The following is a 23,138-nucleotide window of genomic DNA, read 5'->3' as shown; positions in this document are numbered from 1 at the left end:
CCTTGGTGAGCCTCCTGCCGGAAGGCGCCGCGGACGATGACGGCTCGTGCCACGTCGGCAGGAGGTTCTAGCGGAGGGCGAGGGCGGTGTACGCTGTGGCGGACGCGCATGTGGACGCGCTGTGGCGAATGGTCACCGCGGGTGGTGACTTAGAACCTGCGTTGGCGTCCAGCCCGGAGCGGCTGCGTCAGGGCGGGGTCGCCCTGCAGGTGTTCGCCCTCTACGCCTCGGCCGGACTGCCGCCGCACGCGCAGTGGGACCAGGTCCTCGAGGAATTGGATTATTACTACGCCGCGTTCGTGGCGCAGGCGGGCGTCACGCCGGTGGTTTCCGCCGCAGACCTGTCAGCCGGCGCCAAGACAGGTTTACGCGGCGTCCTCGCGCTGGAAGGGGCCGGTTGCCTCGCAGGCCAGACCTGGCGTCTGCGCACATTGCACCGCTTGGGCGTCCGCGGCCTCGGGTTGACATGGAACTGGGCCAACGACCTGGCCGACGGTTGCCTGGAAGCGCGTGGCGCAGGGCTTACGTCCCGCGGCCGGGAGGTCATACGCGAGGCGCGGCGGCTCGGGATGTGGGTGGACCTTGCGCATCTGTCGGAAGCCGGCATCCGCGATGTGTTTCGCATGCTGGACGGACCTGTGATGGCATCGCACGCCAACGCGCGCAGCGTGCATCCGCACCCGCGGAATCTGACCGACGACGTGCTGCGCGAGGTGTTTGCCCGCGGCGGGTTTGTGGGTGTGACGTTTGAAGCAAGCTTCGTCACAGCGGAACGGTCCCCGGGACCTGCTGCCCTGTTTCGCCACATCGACCATATGCTGTCCTTGGGCGGAGAGGACAACGTGGGTTTTGGTTCTGATTTCGACGGCCTCTCCCGTCCGCTTCCCGGCCTTGCCACCGCGGCCGACTACGCAGCGTTCGCCCGTCAAATCGCGGCGCGCTACGGCCATGCGCTCGCCGAAAAACTGCTCATCGGCAACCTCATGCGTTTCCTCCGCTCAGCTCTGCCCTCCGCCGATCTCCGCGACTCGTCCTCCCCTTGATACACCCTCGGCCACCCGCGGCACGGTCGTGCCGCCACGGCGTCCGCCGTCTCCGGCTTCGTCAGCCGAGCCCATTTTCAGCATCCCGCAAAAGACAGGATAACCGCCCGGGAGCCGGCGGCATACGATGAGGCGTAAGTGCATCCGGCATCCACCTGACCGCTCCCCGTCGCGGCATGGTTTTGGCTTGGCGGATGTACAGTGAAACGCCTTCCGGTCCGGCGTGCAGGCAAAGAGGTGGCTCACGCCGGTCAAGGGATCAAGCAAGGAGGTTGCCGCATGGTGCTCTCGAGCAAGGATCTCCACTACCGCGAAATCGTGGCGAACGCGGTGTGCGGCCGCGGCAGCAAGTATTCTCAGACCACCTACACGTTGCGCCCGGCCAACCGGCCGAGCACAATCGGCGGGTGCTGGGTGATGAACCACACCTGCGAGGCGGAACTGGTCGGAGACTACGTGGAGGTGCGCGGCCGCTTCGACATCAATGTATGGTATTCGTACAACGGGAACTCAGAGACGGCGGTTGCGAAGGACACGGTGTCGTACGTCGAACAGATTGCCCTGCGGGAATTGGATGTCCACGCGGCACGCGACACGCGGCAGGTGGAGGTGCGCGTGTTGCAGAGCCCGAATTGCATCGACGCCACCATCACGGGCAATGGATCCGAAATCCTGGTCAAAGTTGAAAAAGAGTTGGGGGTCGAGGTGCTCGGCCAGACCAAGCTGTGTGTCGTCACGTATGACGTGGCGGACAAAAAAGGAGAGGAGTACGGGGAGGAAGACGACCTTTTGCTCGAAGAGGCCGAGGTGGAGGGTTGACCGTTCGCAGCGGCACCATCCGGTTGTGGCGATGGGGCGGATGACGCCCCATTTTGCCGTTTCGCACGCGGCGGGTGAAAGGATGAAGCGAACGTGATGGTCGAGGTTGTGGTCGATCCGGTGTTGACAGGAAGGGAGGCGCGGCTCGATGGACAAGCTGCGGCCAAGATACCGAAGTGGCTGACGTTTGCCGGGCGGACGGCGGAAATTGATTGCGCGCGCGCACCGGCCGCACCCATCGCGCCCCGGGCAGCCTTCCCCGTCTCCTCGGGCAGAGAAATGGATGCAGCGACGCCACGGCTCTTCATCAGCCCGGCCGTCGGCGCGGCGTTGGGGGTACCTGCACGCTTGCGTCTGCGGACGAGGACGGACGGCACGGGCTGGCAACTCGGTCCGTGTTTTGGCATCTACGCCTGTCCCTCTCCTTCGCCAGGCCGCTTGTTCGGAGAACAGACCCGCATGTTTCAAGATCTCGCCGTCCTCTCCGCAGCGCGCGGCATCGATCTGGTCGTGGTGGGGCCAGGTTTTTCCCAGCTACGGCGTGGTTGGCGGTTCGACCCGGAGCAGGGGGTTTGGCATGAGTCCGTGGTCGGATTGCCAGACCTGGTGATCCGACGCGCCGGGGTGTTTCCTTGCCACGTACGCCGTTTGGCCCGGAAGGAACTGTCCTGTCTGCGCCGGGCTGGCCGTCTGCACACATTGCCGTGGCGTTGCAGCGACAAGTGGTACTTGCAGCGGTGGCTCAGGTCCCTGCCTGACTTGGCTCCGTATCTGCTCCCCGCAACGCGGACCCGGGATGCGGAGGAGGTGTACCGCCTCGTCCATGTCTGGCGCGACGTGTATGTCAAGCCGGTGCACGGGTCGCAAGGGCGATCCATCGTCCGTCTCTCCGTGCATCGGGACGGGGTTTTGGCCCGATGGCACGGCCGTTGCGGACGGGGCGCACGCACGGTTTCCCTTCTGCCCCGTGCACACCTTTTGCGCACCCGGCGCGACGTCCGCCGGTTTTTCCGTGCCATGGGGTTGGGAACATGCCTCGTGCAGCAGACGTTCCTGTTGCCGCGGACGGAGGACGGGCGTCCGTTCGACTTCCGATGGTTGGTGCAGCAAACGGGGACACGATGGGTGGTGGCGGCGCGCGTGGCGCGGGTCGGTCTGCCCGGCGCGGTGACGACGAACATCCACACCGGAGCGCAGGCAAAAGACGCGGAGGTCCTCCTTCAGGCACGGTGGGGTCATGATGCATCGCGCCTGCGCACGGCGTTGGATGAGGTGGCATTGACCACGGCGGAGCGGTTGGCGGTCGCGTTCGGTCCGTTTGCCGAGGTGGGGATTGACCTCGCGGTCGCGCCGGACGGGCGGATCGCCTTGTTTGAAGTGAATCCGACACCCGGTAGGCGCATGCTCAGATCGCTCGCGGGCGACGTGCGGACGATGTCACTCGCGTACTTGCTTGAATATGTTAGCAGGGCGACTGGGTTCATCGATCCGTGACCGAGCGCCACAACCAGAGCGCGTTCGCGAGCGAAAGGGGATGCCCGCATGGAGGTCACGCGCGCCTTGAAGTTGTCCGTCTTCGCCCATGGGGTGTCGATGATCCGGCTCCATCCGCAGCTGTGTGCGCGGCTCTCCGTGGGAGAGGGGGAACGGGCGGAATGCACGTTCGGGCGCCTTTCGGCCCAGGCTCCCGTGTGGGCGGATCCGGCGCTCCCCGCCGACACCGTCGCCGTCAGCACGCCCTTGGCGGACCGCCTGTTGCTGCGTGACGTCGCGGCGCGCGTCCGCGTTTGGCCCTCGGGCCGGAAGTTCCACATCGGCCCGACCGTAGGGGTCTTGAGCAACCCGCGCTGGATTGAGAAACAAAAGAGGTACGCTCCTTCGCCTTTGGCTCTGGCGCTGGAACGGTTGGCGGATGCAGCGGACCGAATCGGCGCCTTGGCGTACGTGTTTCGCATGCGGGACGTCGATTGGGAAGGCCAGCGTGTGCACGCGTTCGTGCGCACGACGCGCGGGGCGTGGACGCGAATGTGGTTGCCGTTGCCCGACGTGGTCTACGACCAGGTGGTGTCGCGCCGCCTGGAACAGGATGCGAACTACCAACGAGACAGGGCGCGCTTGGCGCGCCTGTATCAAGACAAGATGTTCAACGCCGGCTTTTTCGACAAGTGGCAGGTGTACGAGTGGCTCGCACAGGACGTACGCCTACGCCGCCACATCCCGTCCACCATACGCTATCAGCAGGCCGACAGAGCGGCCCGGTTCTTGGCGAAACATTCCGTTGTCTTCGCCAAACCTGCTCACGGCAGTTTAGGGCTTGGCATCGTCCGCTTCGTACGGCAACCGGACGGGACGTGGATCTGCGAGGTCAAACGCAAGCAGAAGCCGCCGTGGCGTGTGCAAGCAGACCACGCGCTTGCTGCTATACAGCAATTGCGGCCGCGCCTCGAGGCGCGGCCGTACATCCTGCAACAGGGCATCGACCTGGCACGCACCGGGGACCGCCCGTTCGACATCCGGATTGTTCTCCAGCGGGACGGCACCGGTGCGTGGCGGCGCACCAAGATGTTCGCCCGCATCGCCGGTCCGGGCGAGTTCACGTCCAACCTCAGCAGCGGCGGCCAGGCGCTGCCCGTTCCTGTCTTACTGAGTACGGTCTTTCCCGCCTCCGCAGTCCGAAGCAGGTGCATGAGGCAGATCCGCCGTGTGGCCCGCCTCGTCGCGGAAGCCATGGAACGGGGGGCCGGGCAAACGTTCGGCGAGCTCGGGATTGACATCGGGATTGATACGACGGGCAAAGCTTGGGTGATTGAGGTCAACTCCAAGCCGTGGAAGTCTCCGTCCACCGGCAAGGGGCGCCCCGAACTGGTGGAAATGGCGTTTCGCAGACCAATGGAGTACGCCGTGTACCTGGCAACACGGCAGTAGGCGGTGTCTGGGAAAGGAGATGTCGCTTGTGGCTTTCTACCTGCTGCACGCGAACCAACCGTCTGCCAGACGGCTGATCCGGCGCGTGCCGCGCCTCTGCAACTACCGAGCGAGCAACGCCATCACGGAGTCGGACGTCGTGTTGCGGTGGGGACCTGCGGTGGAAAGCGATCCGGTGGCGGCGCGGGTGCTCAACGCCCGCCGCGCTGTGGAGCGCACGGTCTCTCGTGTGTACATGGGGAAGCTGCTGCGCCGGGCGGGCATCCGTTTCCCGACGCGCGAGCAACTGGCGGATCCCACGCACGCACCCACCCGGTTTGTGCGCCACTTTCGGATCCCGGTGTTCGACTTGCAGCCCATCGCCTGTTTTCAAGCGGAGGCAGAGCCGCTGTGGCTGAACCGGCGCATTCAGCGCGTGTCCGAGACGTTTACGGAAGTCGCGCTCGACGACGATCCGGCGGCCGTCCGGGCGAAGCGGTTGGCGGTGCGCGCCCTGCATGCGCTGGGGCTGGATTTCGGATTGGTCAGCATGGGGATGAACGCCCAGGGGTTTCTGTATGTCGTGGACGTGACGCCAAGCCCGGTGCTCGAAGGACGTTTGCTTGAACTGTTTGCGGAGGCGGTCGAACAGTTCATCACGCGCGAGGAAATGCTGGCCCGCGACGGATTTGGGCCGGTGCGGATGGGTGCGGACATCGAGCTGATGCTGCGCAATGCCCAAGGGAAGATGGTATTGGCCAGCAAGTTCCTGCCCCGGAAAGGGAGGGTGGGATGTGACGATCGCAGCGTCCGCTACGACGGGCAGCGCCTGCCGTTGATGGAACTTCGCCCCGACCCGGACACCAACCCGCTCGTGCTGTTGGAAAACCTGCGGCAGACGATGGTCGAGGCGGCTTCTGCCATCAACCGCAGCCAGATTGAGTGGCGTGCCGGCAGTTCCCCGTTCCGTCCGTACACGACAGGCGGACATCTTCACTTCTCCGGGGTACCCCTTTCCAGCCATTTGGTCCGCGTGCTGGACAACTACGTGGGGTTGCCGCTGATGATGGTCGAGAACCATGCGACCGCCCGCCAACGTCGCCCTCGTTACGGGTTTCTCGGCGACGTGCGGATGAAGAAGCACGGCGGCTTCGAGTACCGCACGCCGGCCAGCTTCGTCGTCGATCCGGATATCACGGCGGCGGCGTTGTGCTTGGCGCACCTGGTGGTATCCCACCATCGGACGCTGCCTGTATGGGACATCTACGAACCGAGCCTGCAGGCCGCGTTTTACGACGGAGACCCGCGCCCGCTGTGGCCGGTGTTTGAGCGCACGGCTGCAGCCGTGCGCAGCCTGCCGGGCTACGAACGGTACCGGGACCACATCGAACCTCTCTACCGCATGATTGAAGCGGGCGCGACGTGGAACGAGGACGTGGACGTTCGCGCCGTCTGGAACATTCCCGTCGTGCGCGCCGCTTCGGCGCGGTCGCATCCGGCGCGGTCGCATCCGGCGCGGCTCGGCCTGACCATCCAAGGGTAAGGAGGGGCTTTGCGTGATGCGGACAAGGGCAGCGCGCCGGGGGGCGCACGCAGAACTCATCTGGTACCAGAGCGGGGAGCACATCCAGATGACGGTGCGGATGGCTTCCTCGCCAGCCGGCATGGATGCGGCGTGGGTCCGGGTGGGAAACCTGCAGGTTCCGTTGACGACCGCCCGGTTGCCCGGCCCATGTGTGTACCGGCATCCTGTCCGGATTTGGCACACCAAAGCGGGATGGGAGACGGGGCCCGTCTTCGCGGTCCTGGTGGGACCGGGCGGAAGGGGGTTTACCGGCAACCGGGCGGATCTGCGCGATTTGCAGCGCACAGCGCGCAAACGGCACGCATTTCTCTATGTGTTGCCCTTGGACGCGGTCGATGACCAACCGACCTGGACGGGATACGTGCGGATCGGCGATCGTAAATGGATTCCGTTGCCATGCCCTCATCCGCAAGCGGTGTACAATCGTGTCCCGACACGGGACGGGGAACGGACGCCCTGGATGGCTCATGCCCGGACCCGGTTTTGCGCCTTGCACATCCCGATGTTCAATCCAGGCTACTTCAACAAGGCGGAGATATACCGCATCGTCGCGGACAGCCCGCTGTCGTCGCACCTGCCGGAAACGGTGACGAGGCCCAGCCGGACGGCCTTCACGGCCATGCTGCGCCGCCACGGGGCGGTGTACCTGAAGCCGGTCGGCGGCAGCCTGGGACACGGGATCATCCTGGTGGCGCGCGAACCAAGCGGCTTTCGTGTCTGTGCGCTCCGTCACGGCACGTGCCGTGCCCGCGCAGGATTAACGGCTGCGGAAGCGTGGCAGGCGGTGCGGACGGAACGCCTGCGCGCGCCGTACGTCGCACAGGCCGCCAAACGGTTGATCGCTTGGCAAGGCCGCCCCTGCGACGTCCGCCTCTTGGTGCAAAAGCGCGCCGGCTCGTGGCGGGTGGTGGGCAAAGGGGTGCGTGTGTCCGGGCCGGGTGCCATCACCACGCACGTCCCGAACGGCGGTTCCATCGCGGACACACGAAAGGTGCTGTCGGCGGCGTTTCCAGGGCGGGCAGACGACTTGGCGCGCGAGATCGACCACCTCGCGGTCCGCATGGCGGAGGTGATCGACCGCGCGTACAGCGGCCAGTTGGGTGAAATGTCGATGGACATCGGGATCGACGTCGAGGGAAAACTGTGGTTCTTCGAAGCGAACGCCAAGCCAATGCGGTTTGACGAACCGGAGATCCGCCGGCGTGCTGTGCAAGGCGTCTTGGACCACTTGGAAGAACTGGCATTCGGCGCAGGATGAGGACGGCCGCGTTGCAGCAGGGATGGCCCGGCATCCTTCCAGGCCGCGCCGGCTCAGGGCAACGGGACTTCACCGGGTATGGCTTCGTCGTCGACGAGCGGCCACGGCAACAGGAACCAGCGCTGGCCGCGACGGGCTTCCAGCACGGCGTGCAGAGGCACGTACCTCCACTCTCCGGCATACACCAATCCGGCACCGTGCTCCCTCAACACCTGGTGCAGTTGTCCAAGATGCTCCGCCACCTGACGGCGGTCCGGTGAAACGACCGGGCCTTCCATCGTCGTTCCGCCGAGCAGGGTGAGGCGAAACGTCGGCACCTGGCGTTTGTGCGACATGGGCATCTCCCCTTTCGTGCAGGACCGCGGCGGTGCGCATGCGCGAGGCGTCACCGGAAAATCCCGCAAGCAGCGGACGCCATCATGCGCCGCAGGCTGTCCATCGTCTATAATAGTAAAGTGCACTCCGGTGTGCCGGCGAGAAAGGTGGGAAACCGTGTGGAAAATCGGATCACCCTGTTGCGGCAAGGACGCTTGCAGCCAGGCCAAGGCCTGGTGTTCGGCACGCATCGACCGCATCCAGTGGAGCGCATCCACTTCGATATAGATCAGTACGTGGCGGCGTACCGCGTGGGACGCAAGCCGGACGGCAGCCCGTACCGTTATCATATCAGGACGTACGGGTGCCAGATGAACGAACACGACACCGAGGTGATGGCCGGGCTCCTCGAGGCCATGGGGTATGAGGCGACCGATGCGGTCGAGGAGGCCGATTTCATCCTCTTCAATACCTGCGCCGTGCGGGAAAACGCGGAGGATAAGGTGTTCGGTGAAATCGGCCGCTTGCGCCCGCTCAAGATGCAGAACCCCCAGCTTTTGCTCGGGTTGTGCGGCTGCATGGCCCAAGAGCAAGGCGTGCAGCGGTTGGTCAGGGAGAAGTTCCCTTGGGTCGATCTCGTCTTCGGCACCCACAACATCCACCGCCTGCCGGAGTTGCTCACCCGCGCCCGGGAGAGCCAGGAGACGGTGATGGAGGTCTGGGACCGGGCGGCGATGACCATCGAGGATATGCCGAAGGTGCGCAAGGACCGTGTGCGGGCATGGGTGAACATTCAATACGGCTGCAACAAGTTCTGCACCTACTGCATCGTTCCGTACACGCGCGGCGCCGAGCGCAGCCGCCTGCCGGAGGACGTGGTACGCGAGGTGGAGGCGCTCGCGGCGGAAGGCTATCGGGAGGTCACGCTGCTCGGCCAGAACGTCAATGATTACGGGATTGACATCGGGGTCACGTTTGCCGACCTTTTGCGCCGTATCAACCGGGTGCCAGGCATTGAACGGATCCGGTTTACGACCAGCAATCCGTGGAACTTCACCGATGACCTCATCGCGGCCATCGCCGAGTGCGAGCACGTGGTCGAACACATCCATCTGCCGGTGCAGTCGGGGAACTCGCAGATCCTCAAACGGATGAACCGCACGCACACGCGGGAGTTCTACCTGGCGTTGGTGGACAAGATCCGCCGCGCCATCCCCGGCGTGAGTTTGACGACCGACATCATCGTCGGCTTCCCCGGCGAGACGGAGGCGCAGTTCCAAGACACGCTGAGCCTGGTACGCGAGGTGGAGTTCGACAACGCATTCACGTTCATCTATTCGCCGCGGGAAAACACGCCGGCGGCAAACTTTCCGGACGATGTGCCGCTTGAGGAGAAGAAGGACCGCCTGCGCCGGCTCAACGAACTGCAGGCGGAGATCAGTCTGCGCCGCAACCAACAGTTGGCCGGCCGGACCGTCGAGGTGTTGGTGGAAGGGGAGAGCAAGACCAACCGCCATGTGTTCGCCGGCCGCACCCGCACCAACAAATTGGTGTTGTTCCAGGGGGAAAAGCGGTTCGTCGGTCAACTCCTCCCCGTGAAAGTGACGGAAGCCCAGACATGGCTGCTCAAGGGCGAGTTGGTCCGCGAGGAGGTGGCGGTGTCATGACGGACGGTACGGCGCTCCATACCCCCCTCCCGCAGGCGGAAGCAGGTTGCGCCCACTGTGATCCGTGCAACCAGGCGCTGTACAAAGCGGATCAAATTGCCAGGCGGATCGGCACATCGGACGTGGCACAGCGCTACTGGCAGGCGCGGGAGAAGATGGAGCGCCATGAGGAAGCGCAGGCGTTGTTTGAAACGTTGAAGCTGAAGACGAACCAGAAGCTCATCCTCCAAGAGCGTTTGGGCGCGGACCACCCGAAAGTCATGCTGGTGCAGGTCGAGATCAGCGAGATTGAAGAGAAGCTCTACCAAATTCCGGTCGCCATGCAGTACAAAGAGGCGCAGGACGAGCTGAACGACCTGATGCAGAGCGTGGTCCAGGTCCTCCTGTCCCGCCTCGGCGACCATTTGCCTGTGGAGCCGGGCCCCCGCCAAGGATGCGGTCAGGGCCACGGCGGGCAAGGTTGCAGTTGCGGCAGGTCCTGAGTGGTCATCCTGGGATGCATGGACGAACGGGAGTGGATGACGCCTATGCCGTTGCATAGGCGTCATCCATTATGGGACAGCCCGGGTCTTGTGCCTGCGGCGGGAGGGAGGCGAAAGCGCGGCCATGTCGCTGACGCCGATGCTGCAACAGTACATGGAGTTGAAACAAGCGTACCCGGAAGCCTTGTTGTTGTTTCGGCTCGGGGACTTCTATGAGCTGTTTTTCGACGACGCCATGGTCGCCAGCCGTGCACTGGAGATCACGTTGACCAGCCGTGATGCGGGCAGTGCGGGGCGGATCCCGATGTGCGGTGTGCCGTACCACGCAGCGGATCAGTACATCGCCCGCCTGATCGATCAGGGCTATGTGGTCGCGGTTTGCGAACAGGTCGAAGACCCGAAGACGGCGAAAGGTTTGGTGAAGCGGGAAGTCGTCCGGGTCATCACGCCGGGGACGTTCTTGGCGGAAGACGGGACCCGCAACCGGTTTTTGGCGTCCGTCGTCGGCCGCGGCGGCGTATGGGGGGCCGGGTTCATCGATGTCGGCACGGGCGAGGTCTGGTACCTTGAACATGCGGACGAACAGATGCTGCGCGAACGGATGCGCGCGTGGCAACCGGCAGAGGTGCTGGTTTACGAAGGGGCGCAGCTTCCTGCCTGGTTGACGGCACAGGATGCGCCTTGGCGCCTGACGCGCCGGCCGGACACGTTCGCGGCGGAACAGGCGGCGGTGGAGGCCCTTTGCACGCAATACGGTGTCGCAAACCTGGTGCCGCTCGACCTGACACCCCATCCTGTGGCGGCACACGCCTTGGGGCTCGCGGTCATGTACATCCGGGAGACGCAGCGCGCCATCCTCCCGCACCTGCGCACGCCGAGGAACCTGCTGCGGGGGAAACACCTTGTGCTCGACGAGACGGCGGTGCGCAATCTGGAACTGCTTGAAACCGTCCGGACCAGGCAACGCAAAGGCTCGCTGTACGGGTTGCTCGACGAGACCGAGACGGCCATGGGATCGCGCCTGCTGCGCCGCTGGATTGAACGGCCGCTTTGCGACAAGTCGGCCATCGAGGCCCGCCTCGACGCCATCGCGTGGCTCGTCGACAACGCCCTCTTCCGGATGCGGCTGAAAGCCTCGCTGCACGGCGTCTACGACCTGGACCGGTTGTTGGGCAAGGTCGCATTCGGTTCAGCCAATCCGCGCGATCTGTTGGCCTTGGCGCATTCGGTCGCCGTCCTGCCGGACATCAGGGGCGTCCTGCAAGCTGCGGAAGGGGGTTGGCTGGCCGAGTTGGCGCAGAGTCTGCCTAATCTCGCCGACCTTACGGACGAGATCACCCGCACATTGGTGGACGATCCGCCCGTATCCCCGCGCGAGGGAGGGATCATCCGCCCGGGCGTCGATCCGTTGCTCGACCGCTTGCGCGACGGGCAGAGCCAAGGCGCCGAATGGCTGTTGGCGTTTGAACGCCAGGAGAGGGAGCGCACCGGCATCAAGTCGCTCAAGGTCGGCTACCACAAGGTGTTCGGGTATTTTATTGAGGTGTCGAAAGCCAATCTGCACCTGGTCCCTCCGGAGTACGAACGCAAGCAGACGCTCGCCAACGCGGAACGCTACACCGTGCCGGCGCTCAAAGCGGCCGAGGCGGAGATCCTCGACGCCAGGGAGCGGGCGCTCGCACGGGAGTACGAGTTGTTTTCGGCGTTGCGTGAACATGTGTTGGCCCGGCAGCGGGATATCCAGGCGGCGGCGGAAGCGTTGGCGTGCCTCGACGTCCTCACCGCATTGGCCACGGTGGCCGCACAGCGCCGTTATGTTCGCCCCGTCATCACCGAGGAGCGCGCCATCCGCATCCGAGCCGGACGGCATCCGGTCGTGGAAGCGATGGTCCCGGGGCGCTTCGTGCCCAACGATGTACAACTCGACGACGAGCAGCCGCTCATCCTCATCACGGGACCGAACATGGCGGGCAAAAGCACGTACATGCGCCAAACCGCACTCATCGCCATCATGGCGCACATGGGCAGCTTCGTCCCGGCGGAGGCGGCGGAGATTGGGCTCCTCGACCGGGTCTTTACGCGCATCGGGGCCTCGGACGACCTGTCCGCGGGCCAGAGCACATTCATGGTGGAGATGGTCGAACTGGCGCACATCCTGCGCCAGGCCACGGATCGGAGCTTGGTGTTGCTCGATGAGATTGGCCGCGGGACAAGCACGTACGACGGACTGTCCATCGCGGAAGCGGTGATGGAAGCGTTGCTGCAGCCGGGGCGTAACCCGTTGACGCTGTTCGCCAGCCACTACCACGAGCTGACGGAGGTGGTGGCAGAACTCCCGGGAGCCGCCAACTATTCTGTGCTCGTCGCGGAGGACGGGCAGGACATCACCTTTTTGCACACCGTGGTCCCTCGCCCGGCCGACAAGAGTTACGGGATCCAGGTCGCGAAGTTGGCTGGCATTCCGGCCGACGTCATCGCGCGGGCGCAGGCGTTGTTGGCGGTACGGGAAGGTAAGGCAAAGCTTGCAGCGGCAGACGGGCGCACGCGTGGTGCGGGTATGCCGGACGAAGCCGCGCTGCAGGCGTCGGAAGCCGCGCTGCAGGCGTCCGCCGCGCGGGAGTCTGTCACGCCGGCGTCTGCTGTACAAGCGTCCGCCGCGCAAGCTTCTGCGGAACGGGAAGGGAGCGCGTTGGCGTTGTTGCGGCGGTTGGCCGAGATGGATATCGAGCACATGACGCCGATCGCGGCCATCCACGTGTTGGCAGAACTGCGGGAAGCGGCGAGGAGCGTGTTGTGATGGGGCGCATCAGGGTGTTGCCGGAGGCGCTGGCGAACCTGATTGCGGCGGGGGAAGTCGTGGAACGGCCAGCCTCCTGTGTGAAGGAGTTGATAGAAAACAGCCTCGACGCAGGCGCGCGCAGCGTGCGGGTCTCCTTGGTGGACGGCGGGATTACCGGCATCGTCGTCCAAGACGACGGTTGCGGTATGGACGCGGAGGACGCCACCTTGGCGTTCGCGCGCCATGCGACGAGCAAGGTGCGTTCGGCGCGCGACCTGTACCACATCCGGACCCTCGGCTTTCGCGGCGAGGCGCTGGCGTCCATCGCGGCGGTGGCGGACGTGACCCTCAGGACGCGCGAGCCAGGCGCTGAGGCGGGCGTCGAAGTGCACGTCGCGGGCGGCGTGATCGATCCGCCGAAACCGGTCGGGATCCCGCCGGGCACACGGGTTGAGGTGCGTTCCTTGTTTTACAATACGCCGGCCCGGTTGAAGTACCTCAAGTCGGTGGCGGCGGAGCAGGCGCGCTGTGTCGAGGTCGTGCAGCGCGCAGCCGTCAGCCGCCCCGACGTCTCGTTCTGGTGCGAGGCCAACGGACATGTGGTGTTTCGGACGAGCGGCCGGGGTGACCTGCGCGAGGTGCTGTCGGTACTCTTCGGCGTCGGCGAGGCGCAGCAGTTCCTCGAGGTGCGCGCGGAGACAGCCGATTACCGCCTGTACGGCTACATCGGCCGCCCGGCGCAAGCACGGGCGCGGCGGGCGCAGGCGTATTGGACGGTCAACGGCCGGCCCATCCGCAGCCCGCTGTTGCACCAGGCGGTCGTCGACGGGTACGGCGGACGTTTGCTGGTGCAGCATCATCCCGTCTACGCGCTCGCCATCGACTTGGATGCCGCCTTGGTGGATGTGAACATCCATCCGCATAAAACCGAAGTGCGCTTCAGTGAGGAAGCGGACGTGTGCCGCATGGTTACGCGCGCGGTGCGGGAAGCGCTGGCGCAAGCCAACCTGGCGCCGGGTCTTGTGGCCTCGGTGCGTCCGCCGGCGCCGGAGGGACGCGCGGGACAGGAGGAGGCGGTTTTTTCGCCGCGGCTGTTCCACGGCGGAGACGCCGGAAGCGGGGGAGGCGCCGGGGCGCGGCGCCTCCATGATGCGCCGTTCGTCGTCCGCGAGGCGCGCGGTCGTTTGGCACTGGACGCCATGCGCCCCCCCAACGCAGAGGAGGAAGAAGCTCCGCAGCCGGCGGCCGCGGCGGACGCCGACCGATGGGCACCCCCCCATCCGACGGGCGAGCGTGACAGGGCTGAGGTAGCCACGGACGCCGCCCCGGTGACGGACCGTCCCCGGCTGATGCTGCGGCCCGTGGGGCAGGTGCTTGACACGTACATTGTCGCGCAGGACGGTGAGCACCTTTACATCATCGATCAACACGCTGCCCACGAACGGGTGTTGTTTGAGCGTTTCCGCGCCCGCTTGGCTGCCGAGACGGTTCGTACCGTCCCCCTCATCGTGCCTGTATCGCTCGGCGTCACGCCCGCGCAGGCGTCCTTGGTGTCCGCCCACGCCGGACTGTTGGCCCGGCTCGGCATCGTGATCGAAGAGCTTGGCGGTCAACATGTGGTGTTGCGGGAGGTGCCGGATGTATGGGAGGGATTGGACTACGTCCGGCTGGCGGAGGAGGTGGTCGCCGCGCTCGAAGAAGCGCAAGGAGCGAGCGACCTGCCGGGCACGTTGCGGCACGCGCTGGCGACCCGGGCTTGCAAAGCGGCGGTGAAAGCGCGTCAAACGCTCAACCGGGCGGAGATGGAGGCGCTCTGCGCGGCGCTCGCCGCAGCCGAAGACCCGTTTCATTGCCCGCACGGGCGTCCGGTGCTGTTGCGCATGTCTCAGCGCGATTTGGAGAAGGCATTTCGCCGCATCGTGTGAGCAGCACCATGTGAGCCGCATCGTGTGAGCACACGGCGGACGGCCTCTGTGGACGGGGTTCGCCGGCAGAAAGGGGGAAGGTCATGGAGGTGCGGACGAGCCCGGGGACACCGTCCCCTTGGCAGGGAGAGCGGGCCATCGTGACGACACCATGGCACGACACGCCGCAAGCTTGCGCGCACGCCCAAGCACTGGCGGCTTGGTTCGCTTGTGCATACGTGCCGCGGCGCCGCCGCAGCATCGCCCGCCTGTGCGAAGAAGAAGCGGCGAGCGTCGTGATCGTCGCGGAGACCATGCCGAAACTCTACCATGCGCGTGCGCCGGAGGAGCCGCTTTTTTTCCACCCAGGGACGGCGCAGACGCGCTTGGTCGCGGTTGACCGCGGGCAGGGGGACCGCCTGTTGCGGGTGGCCAGGGTGCGCCCGGGCGATGTGGTGGTCGATGCCACCCTCGGCCGGGGGCTGGACGCATTGGTGCTCGCCGCTGGCGTCGGTCCGCACGGGCGGGTCATCGGCCTGGAGTCGTCTTGGGCGTTGTACCGCCTGTTCGCTTACGCCAAGGCGCATCCAGGCGGTGCGTTTCCCCATCTGCGGGCGCTGTGGCCGCGGATTGAGCCCGTCTGGGCTGAGCACACGGCTTGGTTGGCGCGCCAGCCGGCGGACAGCGTCGACGTGGTCTATTTCGACCCCATGTTTCAACGGCCGCTTGTCGGCGGGACGAGCATCGACGCGGCCCGCGCGTTCACCAACCCGTCGCCGTTGGCCGCCGCGGCGTTTGCGGAGGCGCAGCGCGTCGCCCGCCGTTGTGTGGTGGTGAAGGAGCGCCCCCAATCCACCGTTTGGGAGCAGCTGGGCCTTGTACCCGACAAACCGCGCGCGCCGTTCGCCTTCGGCGTATGGTGGAAGGAGGCGGTGGAATGACGGCGGACGGTGGGACGCGCGGACCGGTGTTGTGCATCGTCGGACCGACGGCGACCGGCAAAAGCGATCTCGGTGTACGCATCGCCAAAGCGGTGGGCGGCGAGGTGGTTTCCGCTGACTCGATGCAGGTCTACAAAGGGATGGACATCGGGACGGCGAAGTTGACACCCGAACAGATGCAGGGGGTACCGCACCACCTGATCGACATCGTGGAACCCAGTCAGCGCTTCACCGTCGCCGAGTGGGTGACGTTGGCGGATACGGTCATCGCCCGCCTGCATGCGGAGGGAAAACTGCCGGTGGTGGTCGGTGGCACAGGCTTGTACATCCGCGCCATTGTGGAAGACCTCGATTTCGCCGCGAGCCCGGGTTCCGCCGCGGTGCGCGAGAAGTGGCGCCGCTTTGCGCAACAGCATGGCCCGTATGCGCTGCACGCCGCGCTCCACCGCGTGGATCCCGACGCGGCGGCCCGGTTGCACCCGCACGACGTGCGCCGCGTCATCCGCGCCCTCGAAGTGGCGGAACTGCGCGGACAGAAGTGGTCGGCAGGATACCGGTGGGCCATCCGCGGCGGGCGGTACGATGCCCGCCAGTTTGGCCTCATGATGCCGCGGGAAGCCTTGTACGCGCGGGTGGAAGCGCGGGTCGACCAGATGATGGCACAGGGTCTGCTGGAAGAGGTGCGTCGTCTGTTGGCGAGCGGCGTACCGCGCGATGCGACCGCGATGCAGGCCATTGGTTATAAGGAATTGGCGGCCCACTTGGCGGGAGAGATGACGCTGGCGGAAGCGGTCGCAGAGATCAAGCGGGCGACCAAACGGTTTGTCAAGCGGCAAGTTGCGTGGTTTCGCAGGGACCCCCGCATCACTTGGTTCGAGGTCGATCCGGTGCGGGGAATGGCTGAGGAAGACGTGGCGCGCATCTTGGCGGAGGCGCGGCAGATGACAGCAGGAATTCAGCGAATCGCCCGCGAATAGAACTTGGAATATGACCGAGAGTGGAGGCACAAGGCATGTCCAAACCGTCGGTGAACATCCAGGACGCGTTTCTCAACCAGGTGCGCAAGGACAAGGTGCCCGTGATTGTGTATCTGGTGAACGGGTTTCAAATCCGCGGCGTCGTCAAGGCGTTTGACAATTTCACGGTCCTCCTGGAATCGGATGGGAAACAACAGATGATCTACAAACACGCCATCTCCACATTCATCCCGTCACGAACGGTGCCGATTGTCTTTGAACCCGAACCGGAAACGTAAAAACCGCCGGCCGGGGCGTTGACAAATCGCCAAGGCATATGCTAAGTTATGTGCTGTCGCCGATGCGGTGCCAGCGTAGCTCAGCAGGTAGAGCAACTGACTTGTAATCAGTGGGTCGCAGGTTCGATTCCTGTCGCTGGCTCCAGGTTCGCGGAGGGGTACCAAAGTGGCCAACTGGGGCGGACTGTAAATCCGTTGCGTAATGCTTCGTAGGTTCGAATCCTACCCCCTCCACCACGATTCTGGGCCATGCTTGCACCCCGGTACCGCTCAGGTACCGGGGAGATGGCTCCGCGGAAGCGGCGGCCCGGGGGATGGGCCAGACAGGGGCGTAGTTCAGCTGGTAGAACGGCGGTCTCCAAAACCGCATGTCGTGGGTTCGAATCCTGCCGCCCCTGCCAACGCGGTGAGTATGGCGAAGTGGTTAACGCACCGGATTGTGGCTCCGGCATTCGTGGGTTCGATTCCCACTACTCACCCCACATGATTGGGGAGTAGCCAAGCGGTAAGGCAACGGACTTTGACTCCGTCATGCGTAGGTTCGAGTCCTACCTCCCCAGCCAATCCAGGCGCCCCTGGGTGAACACCTCAGCGTTCTGCGCTTGGATGCAAATGGATGTGCCCGTAGCTCAGTTGGATAGAGTGCTTGACTACGAATCAAGAGGTCGGGAGTTCGAATCTCTCCGGGCACACCATCGGAGCATAGCGCAGCTTGGTAGCGCGCCTGCCTTGGGAGCAGGAGGTCGTGGGTTCAAATCCCGCTGCTCCGACCAGCGAGGCGTTGTCAGAGAGATGCGGGGGTATAGCTCAGGGGGAGAGCACCTGCTTTGCACGCAGGGGGCCGTCGGTTCGAATCCGACTACCTCCACCAAGCCCGGTCGCTGGCGCTCGGACTCATCCGTGCGGTCCAACCGTTTCGGTGTGGTGAGCGTTCCTCGATAGCTCAGCGGTAGAGCATCCGGCTGTTAACCGGAGGGTCGTAGGTTCGAATCCTACTCGAGGAGCCAATAATGCTCCCATAGCTCAGTTGGCAGAGCGCATCCATGGTAAGGATGAGGTCACCAGTTCGAGCCTGGTTGGGAGCTCCAAACGTCATCATCCCAGCGCACGCGGACCGGGCCGGTGACCCCCAGGCGGCAGGGAGTGTCGAAGGAGCCGTTCGGGCGGTTAGCTCAGTTGGGAGAGCACCTGCCTTACAAGCAGGGGGTCAGCGGTTCGAGTCCGTTACCGCCCACCACATCGTGGAGTGATGGCCGAGTAGGTCGAAGGCGCTCGCCTGCTAAGCGAGTATACGCCCAAAAGGCGTATCGACGGTTCGAATCCGTCTCACTCCGCCATATCGTTGCCACGTGTTGGGCGTGGTGTGCTGGCCGCGTCTCACGAAGTCGAAGTTTCTTTTCAGAAGGCAAACAGCGTACAATCCCTTGGATCATGTTCTTTTTTCCGAAGAGATCCGTTTCGGACGGGTCTCTTTTTTTATGCCTCCTCTTCATTCCTCCCTGCACGTCCGCCCCTTTCTTTTGGGTGCATGGCGCCACCTGTTCTGGGAATCGTAGTATGTGGGTTCGCCGGTGCGGCGTGAACCCGCCTGACAGGGAGGTGTCGCCATGCCGGAGAGACCGGTGCAGGATGTTGTGCAGCAGGTGGAAGACAGACCGATCTCATCCAGTCTCGATGAAAACGTCCGCTTCATCGACGAATGGATTGGCGTCGGGAAGAGTTGGGACATCATCGCGAAGCCGTTCGCGTTTGCCGGCGTGCGTATGATGACGTACGTGACCAACGGGTTCTTCCTGACCATGAACATGGTGCTCGTACTGGAGGACGTGCACGCCCAGGTCAAGTCTTTCATCGAGGCACGGCACGGCCAGCCCTATACCTTGGAGGATCTGGTGGCGCATCTGAACACGCACGTGGCGTTCGTCCAGGTGCAGACCGTCCCGCGGATGCGCGACGCTGTGCGCTTCATCCTTTCCGGGCCGATGATTGTGTTCATGGATGGGTTCGACCAAGCCCTCATGATCGACACCCGCATCTATCCCATGCGCAGCATCGATACGCCGCGGGTCGAACACGTCATCCGCGGCAACTACGACAGCTTCACCGAAACCATGTTGATGAATACGGCGCTCATCCGCCGCCGCCTGCGCGACCCGAGGCTGCGCGTCGAATTGATGCAACTTGGGCGCCGTTCTCAGACCGACGTGTCGCTCGTCTATCTCGAGGACGTGGCAGACGAGAGACTGGTCGCAAAGGTTCGCGAGAAGTTGCAAACCGTGGAAACCGACAGCCTCGTTTTCGGTGAGCAGCAGGTGACCGACCTCATCGGCAAGGTTCGCTGGAACCCGTATCCTATCGTGCGCTACACCGAACGTCCGGACGTCGCGGTGACCGCCCTCTTGGAAGGCCATGTCGTGATTGTCGTCGATACCACGGCACAGGTGATCATCGCACCGGCGACGTTCTTTCAACACCTGCATCACCCGCAGGAGTACCATTCTTATCCTCTCGTCGGCACGTACATGCGTTGGGTCATCCTGTTCAGCGTCATCGGCAGCATCTTCCTGCCCGGGGTGTTCCTCGTCGTCAACGCCCATCCGGAGTTGATGCCGAGGTGGATGTCGTTTTTTATCGCCAACCGTTCCGATCCGCTGCCGCTCTGGGTCGAGCTCGTCATCGCGGAGGTGGCGCTCGACATGCTCCGCATTGCGGTCCTGAACACCCCGGACGCCATCTCGTCATCGGTCAGCATCGTCGCCGGGCTGCTCCTCGGCCAGTTTGCCGCCAAGATCCACCTGGTCCAGGAGGAGGTACTGGTCTACATGGGCGTCGTGATGCTGGCTCAGTACGCCACGTCGTCGTATGAGCTCGGGTCGGCCAATCAAATGGCGCGCCTGTGGGTGATCCTGTGGACGGCGGCGCTCGGCAGATGGGGCTTGTTCATCGCCTTGCTCAGTTGGCTGGTGTTGCTCCTTTCGACCAGGTCGTTCGGCGTCCCGTACCTGTGGCCGCTCATCCCGTTTCGCTGGCGCAACGGCCTGCGCGACATCCTGCTGCGCGTGCCGACCTCCGATTTGCACGGGATCCCTGAGGTTCTGCGGCGGGCGCGCCGTTGCAAAGACTGACCCGTATCCTGCGCACGTCCTCCGGCATGGGCGATCACCCAGGCGAGAAGCGGTGCATAGGGTATCATGCACTGCCCTGCCGGGGGTGCCCACGTATCGCTTCGGCCGGAGGTGACGAGCGTGCCGTTCCTGCAACCCCACCTCGCCCATCAACAGGTGATCTCCCAGTACCGGGCGGGCGAGATCGCGTTGACGGATGCTCTGCACATGCTCACCTATCCAACACACCCACCGGCGCCTGGGGATGGCGAACTTGGCATCAGCAAAGAGCGCCTCCTGGCCGCGCTCCGCGAGCTCGACCAATTGGTCGGCCTGCAGGAAGTGAAAGCCATCGTGCGCGAGGTCTTCGCGTACCTCTACATGCAGCGGCGGCGCGCCCAACTGCATTTGCGGGCCGACCCGATGGCGCTGCACATGGTGTTCAAAGGCAATCCAGGAACCGGGAAGACGACGGTGGCGCGCATCTTGGCGCGGATGTTTCACGAGTGCGGCCTGTTGGCGAAAGGCCATCTGGTCGAGGTGGAGCGCGCCGATCTGGTGGGGGAGTACATCGGTCACACCGCCCAGAAGACGCGCGAACAGATCAAACGGGCGTTGGGGGGCGTGTTGTTCATCGACGAGGCGTACTCCCTGGCCCGCGGCGGCGAGAAGGACTTTGGACGCGAGGCCATCGACTGCTTGGTGAAAGGGATGGAGGACTACCGGGAGCAGTTTATCGTGATTCTCGCTGGATATGCGCGAGAGATGGATGCATTTCTGGCGACGAATCCGGGGCTGCCGAGCCGGTTTCCCATCCAGCTCACGTTTCCGGACTACGACGACGAGATGCTGATCTGCATCGCGCGCCAGATGGCACAAGCACGGCAATACCAGATCACCCCGGAGGCAGAAGCGAAGATCCGCCAGCAGCTGATGCGCATCCGCCGTGTACCGCACCTGTGCTCCGGGTTCAGCAACGCCCGCTGGGTGCGCAACACCTTGGAACGGGCGATGCGGCGCCATGCGCTGCGCCTGTTCGATGCACCCGTCCTCTCCCGCGAACAGATGATGACGTTGAAACCGGAGGATTTCCAATGGGGGGAGGAGGAATGGATGTGAACCGGCACATTGTCGTCGGGCGGACGGGCGCCGGCAAGACGTTGTTCTGCATCCGTTTCGCCCGTTTCCTTGGCCTGCACGAGTTGACCTGGCTGGTGGAACGCACCGACGGACGCAAAGACCGGCGCCGTATGTCGTTGTTGGAGGCAGAACGTTGGTTGTCGGCCCCCCATGCCCACACCACGCGTCAACTCCAATCCATCCAGGTGGAGGTGCCGCGCGGGAAGTCGAAACCATCCTTTCTTTTGACCGACACCACCGGCCTGGCGGACGGTATCCACCCGGACAGCTCGCTGCGGGACGCCATGGCGAAAACGCTCGAAGCGATGCTCACGGCGCAAGTCATCTTGCACGTGGTCGATGCGGACGCGCTCGGGCGCGCCTTGGCGGAAGGGGAACATGCGGCGTGGTCTGCGCTCGACGATCAACTCGTCCAACTTGGGTTGCACCGCGGGGCATATCTGCTGCTGGCCAACAAGATGGACCTGCCTGCCGCCCGGTACGGCCACCAGTTCTTGGCGCACCGTTATCCGAAAGGCAAGGTGATTCCCATCTCAGCGCGCCAAGGGACGGGATTCCGTGAGGTGAGAGACCATGTTTGGCGGCTGGCATGACGTGTTCATCCGGCTGGCAGCGATGGTGGCGGTCGGTGCGGCGGTCAAGCTGATGGACGACTACTTGGACGCAGAATTCGATCTATGCCTCGGGAAGCGGACGCTCGCCGCCAGATGGGGACGGGCGACGCTGCCGTATGCGCTGGTCCTGGCGCTGATAGGGTGCTCGCTCGACCGTACCTTGGCGGTGTCGCTGTTTTTCGGGAGTTACGCGGTCGGTATGTTGAGTCAATTTGCGGAACGGATGCCGACGCGCGTGCCCGCGTACGTCGAAATGGCGCTCGCATTCATGACAAGCGTGCTGCTCGCAGGGTGGCGGTCCGCGCTGTGGGGAGTCGCGATGATGGCCGTGATCGACTGGCTGGACGATTTCATGGACCGCCTGCCGGATAAACAGTCCGGGCAACGGAACCTGGCGGTGCGCATCGGAACGGTGGAGACGCTGATGCTCATGCTGATTGCGCTGTGCATCGCGGTGTTGTGCGACGGCATGGATACCGCGATCGCGTTCGTCGCCGCGGTGTTGTTGTACGCGGCGGCGGAATGGACCACCACCTGCCGGCGGCACGTGCCGAACGACGACGGGGTGAGCGTTGGATGACGCTGTTCCATCTAGGGGTATGGGTGTGCATCCTGTGCCTGGCGTCCGCCTTGTTGGGATATCGCGCGGGCCGCAGGGCAGGGCGGCGGGAAGGGTGGGGGAAGGCAGCGGTGATGACGCCCCTCATCCTGCGCCGGCAGGCATGGCGCACAGGGCGCTGTCCGGTCTGCGGCTTTGCGGCAAACCTGCAGCCGGAGCGGCTGCAGGCGGAAGGGGGGCGGGTGCCCGTGTCAACTCACGAAAAAATCTAACCCAAGGGGAAGTGGATCACTCATATGAAAATCAAACTATTTGACCCTCCACTTTGGGCAGTTCAGGAGCCGGTTGGGGCGGCGTCGCTGTGGATAACCCATCCGGTCCGAGCCTCAACAGCGTTTCCAGTTGGCGATGAATGGACAGCGGATTGAGGCTGGCCGCCCACTCCGTCCACACTTGCTTGGCAGGCCCATCCAACACACCGCTCTCCAGCAGTCGTTGCAGGGGTGTGCGGGCTGCGTCAAATGTCTTGCGGACTTTGCTTCCCTGCCGTTGTTTGTGGACCGTCTTGCGCGTCGGGAGGCACGCGTTGGCGTAGACATCCAGCCACGCATACACCGTGTTGAGCCATTGCACGTGCTCAGGTGTGTCGTATCGCTCATAGCCGACGATCTCGCGCACAAGGACACGGTTTTTCTGCTCCACGTGTGCGTTGTCGTTCTTTTTGTAGGGGCGGCTGCGCGTCAATTCGAGACGTCGTGCCCTTGCGAAG

The 23,138-nt window shown here is 64.4% G+C and carries 19 protein-coding genes, 12 tRNA genes and 1 pseudogene; 30 read left to right on the top strand and 2 right to left on the bottom strand.

Annotation, left to right across the window (positions count from 1 at the left end; translation table 11 throughout):
• The first annotated feature begins 86 nt into the window (after positions 1–86).
• From IEX97_RS06245 to IEX97_RS06220, 6 genes are all read left to right on the top strand, one after another.
• Positions 87–1,043: a dipeptidase gene (locus IEX97_RS06245; RefSeq protein WP_229776507.1), complete on the top strand. Its 957-nt coding sequence runs from the start codon at positions 87–89 to the stop codon at positions 1,041–1,043.
• A 279-nt stretch (positions 1,044–1,322) separates the two neighbouring features.
• Positions 1,323–1,862 carry an outer spore coat protein CotE gene (gene cotE, locus IEX97_RS06240; protein ID WP_188881790.1) on the top strand — a complete coding sequence of 180 codons (540 nt, stop codon included), beginning with the start codon at positions 1,323–1,325 and terminating at the stop codon, positions 1,860–1,862.
• Between the two features lie 96 nt (positions 1,863–1,958).
• Positions 1,959–3,356: a YheC/YheD family endospore coat-associated protein gene (locus IEX97_RS06235; RefSeq protein ID WP_229776519.1), complete on the top strand. Its 1,398-nt coding sequence runs from the start codon at positions 1,959–1,961 to the stop codon at positions 3,354–3,356.
• Between the two features lie 48 nt (positions 3,357–3,404).
• Positions 3,405–4,787: a YheC/YheD family endospore coat-associated protein gene (locus IEX97_RS06230; RefSeq protein ID WP_229776505.1), complete on the top strand. Its 1,383-nt coding sequence runs from the start codon at positions 3,405–3,407 to the stop codon at positions 4,785–4,787.
• 28 nt (positions 4,788–4,815) lie between these two features.
• Positions 4,816–6,309: a putative amidoligase domain-containing protein gene (locus tag IEX97_RS06225; protein ID WP_188881786.1), complete on the top strand. Its 1,494-nt coding sequence runs from the start codon at positions 4,816–4,818 to the stop codon at positions 6,307–6,309.
• 16 nt (positions 6,310–6,325) lie between these two features.
• Positions 6,326–7,609 (top strand): YheC/YheD family endospore coat-associated protein, encoded by a 1,284-nt coding sequence (locus IEX97_RS06220; protein ID WP_229776517.1) that lies wholly within the window; start codon positions 6,326–6,328, stop codon positions 7,607–7,609.
• Between the two features lie 53 nt (positions 7,610–7,662).
• Here IEX97_RS06220 and IEX97_RS06215 read toward each other — a convergent pair whose 3' ends face one another.
• Positions 7,663–7,944: a hypothetical protein gene (locus IEX97_RS06215; RefSeq protein ID WP_188881782.1), complete on the bottom strand. Its 282-nt coding sequence runs from the start codon at positions 7,942–7,944 to the stop codon at positions 7,663–7,665.
• A 159-nt stretch (positions 7,945–8,103) separates the two neighbouring features.
• Between IEX97_RS06215 and miaB the strand changes: the two genes are divergently transcribed.
• The 24 genes from miaB to IEX97_RS06095 all read left to right on the top strand — a co-directional run bounded on the left by miaB (position 8,104) and on the right by IEX97_RS06095 (position 22,641).
• Positions 8,104–9,591 (top strand): tRNA (N6-isopentenyl adenosine(37)-C2)-methylthiotransferase MiaB, encoded by a 1,488-nt coding sequence (gene miaB, locus IEX97_RS06210; RefSeq protein ID WP_229776503.1) that lies wholly within the window; start codon positions 8,104–8,106, stop codon positions 9,589–9,591.
• Positions 9,588–10,073, top strand: a complete 486-nt coding sequence (locus IEX97_RS06205; protein ID WP_188881780.1) for a YlbF/YmcA family competence regulator — start codon at positions 9,588–9,590, stop codon at positions 10,071–10,073. Before miaB ends, IEX97_RS06205 begins: the two co-directional genes overlap by 4 nt.
• Positions 10,074–10,197: 124 nt before the next feature.
• Positions 10,198–12,870: a DNA mismatch repair protein MutS gene (gene mutS / locus IEX97_RS06200; RefSeq protein ID WP_188881779.1), complete on the top strand. Its 2,673-nt coding sequence runs from the start codon at positions 10,198–10,200 to the stop codon at positions 12,868–12,870.
• Complete coding sequence (gene mutL / locus IEX97_RS06195) at positions 12,870–14,777, top strand: DNA mismatch repair endonuclease MutL (protein WP_229776501.1); 1,908 nt, start codon at positions 12,870–12,872, stop codon at positions 14,775–14,777. Before mutS ends, mutL begins: the two co-directional genes overlap by 1 nt.
• A gap of 83 nt (positions 14,778–14,860) precedes the next feature.
• On the top strand, positions 14,861–15,697 hold the full coding sequence (locus IEX97_RS06190) for a class I SAM-dependent methyltransferase (protein ID WP_188881778.1): 837 nt from the start codon (positions 14,861–14,863) through the stop codon (positions 15,695–15,697).
• Entirely contained in the window at positions 15,694–16,674 is a 981-nt protein-coding gene (miaA, locus tag IEX97_RS06185) for a tRNA (adenosine(37)-N6)-dimethylallyltransferase MiaA (RefSeq protein ID WP_188881776.1), read from the top strand. Before IEX97_RS06190 ends, miaA begins: the two co-directional genes overlap by 4 nt.
• Before the next feature lie 35 nt (positions 16,675–16,709).
• Complete coding sequence (gene hfq, locus IEX97_RS06180; RefSeq protein WP_188881775.1) at positions 16,710–16,952, top strand: RNA chaperone Hfq; 243 nt, start codon at positions 16,710–16,712, stop codon at positions 16,950–16,952.
• 69 nt (positions 16,953–17,021) lie between these two features.
• Positions 17,022–17,097 (top strand) — tRNA-Thr (locus tag IEX97_RS06175).
• Positions 17,098–17,104: 7 nt separating this feature from the next.
• Positions 17,105–17,189: transfer RNA gene (locus IEX97_RS06170), tRNA-Tyr, on the top strand.
• Positions 17,190–17,277: 88 nt separating this feature from the next.
• Positions 17,278–17,353, top strand: a tRNA-Trp gene (locus tag IEX97_RS06165).
• Positions 17,354–17,358: 5 nt separating this feature from the next.
• Positions 17,359–17,434 (top strand) — tRNA-His (locus tag IEX97_RS06160).
• A gap of 6 nt (positions 17,435–17,440) precedes the next feature.
• Positions 17,441–17,515, top strand: a tRNA-Gln gene (locus IEX97_RS06155).
• Between the two features lie 55 nt (positions 17,516–17,570).
• A tRNA-Arg gene (locus tag IEX97_RS06150) sits at positions 17,571–17,647 on the top strand.
• 1 nt (position 17,648) lies between these two features.
• A tRNA-Pro gene (locus tag IEX97_RS06145) sits at positions 17,649–17,725 on the top strand.
• A 23-nt stretch (positions 17,726–17,748) separates the two neighbouring features.
• Positions 17,749–17,823 (top strand) — tRNA-Ala (locus IEX97_RS06140).
• 61 nt (positions 17,824–17,884) lie between these two features.
• Positions 17,885–17,959 (top strand) — tRNA-Asn (locus tag IEX97_RS06135).
• Positions 17,960–17,964: 5 nt separating this feature from the next.
• Positions 17,965–18,040, top strand: a tRNA-Thr gene (locus tag IEX97_RS06130).
• A gap of 73 nt (positions 18,041–18,113) precedes the next feature.
• A tRNA-Val gene (locus IEX97_RS06125) sits at positions 18,114–18,189 on the top strand.
• Positions 18,190–18,195: 6 nt separating this feature from the next.
• A tRNA-Ser gene (locus IEX97_RS06120) sits at positions 18,196–18,289 on the top strand.
• A gap of 270 nt (positions 18,290–18,559) precedes the next feature.
• The gene (locus IEX97_RS06115) at positions 18,560–20,077 is read left to right on the top strand and encodes a spore germination protein (RefSeq protein WP_188881773.1); all 1,518 of its coding nucleotides are present in this window, start codon (positions 18,560–18,562) and stop codon (positions 20,075–20,077) included.
• 120 nt (positions 20,078–20,197) lie between these two features.
• Positions 20,198–21,175 (top strand): AAA family ATPase, encoded by a 978-nt coding sequence (locus tag IEX97_RS06110; RefSeq protein WP_229776499.1) that lies wholly within the window; start codon positions 20,198–20,200, stop codon positions 21,173–21,175.
• Positions 21,172–21,789: a GTPase domain-containing protein gene (locus IEX97_RS06105; RefSeq protein ID WP_188881771.1), complete on the top strand. Its 618-nt coding sequence runs from the start codon at positions 21,172–21,174 to the stop codon at positions 21,787–21,789. Before IEX97_RS06110 ends, IEX97_RS06105 begins: the two co-directional genes overlap by 4 nt.
• Complete coding sequence (locus IEX97_RS06100) at positions 21,770–22,390, top strand: hypothetical protein (protein ID WP_188881770.1); 621 nt, start codon at positions 21,770–21,772, stop codon at positions 22,388–22,390. The genes IEX97_RS06105 and IEX97_RS06100 overlap by 20 nt, the downstream gene beginning before the upstream one ends.
• Positions 22,387–22,641 carry a hypothetical protein gene (locus tag IEX97_RS06095; RefSeq protein ID WP_188881768.1) on the top strand — a complete coding sequence of 85 codons (255 nt, stop codon included), beginning with the start codon at positions 22,387–22,389 and terminating at the stop codon, positions 22,639–22,641. Before IEX97_RS06100 ends, IEX97_RS06095 begins: the two co-directional genes overlap by 4 nt.
• Positions 22,642–22,672: 31 nt before the next feature.
• Here IEX97_RS06095 and IEX97_RS06090 read toward each other — a convergent pair.
• Positions 22,673–23,138 (bottom strand): annotated as a pseudogene (locus IEX97_RS06090) (DDE-type integrase/transposase/recombinase); the annotation flags it as partial.

It is taken from the genome of Paenalicyclobacillus cellulosilyticus, assembly GCF_014647315.1.
GTDB lineage: Bacteria > Bacillota > Bacilli > Alicyclobacillales > Alicyclobacillaceae > Alicyclobacillus_J > Alicyclobacillus_J cellulosilyticus.
This window is presented reverse-complemented; position numbering and strand designations above follow the sequence as displayed.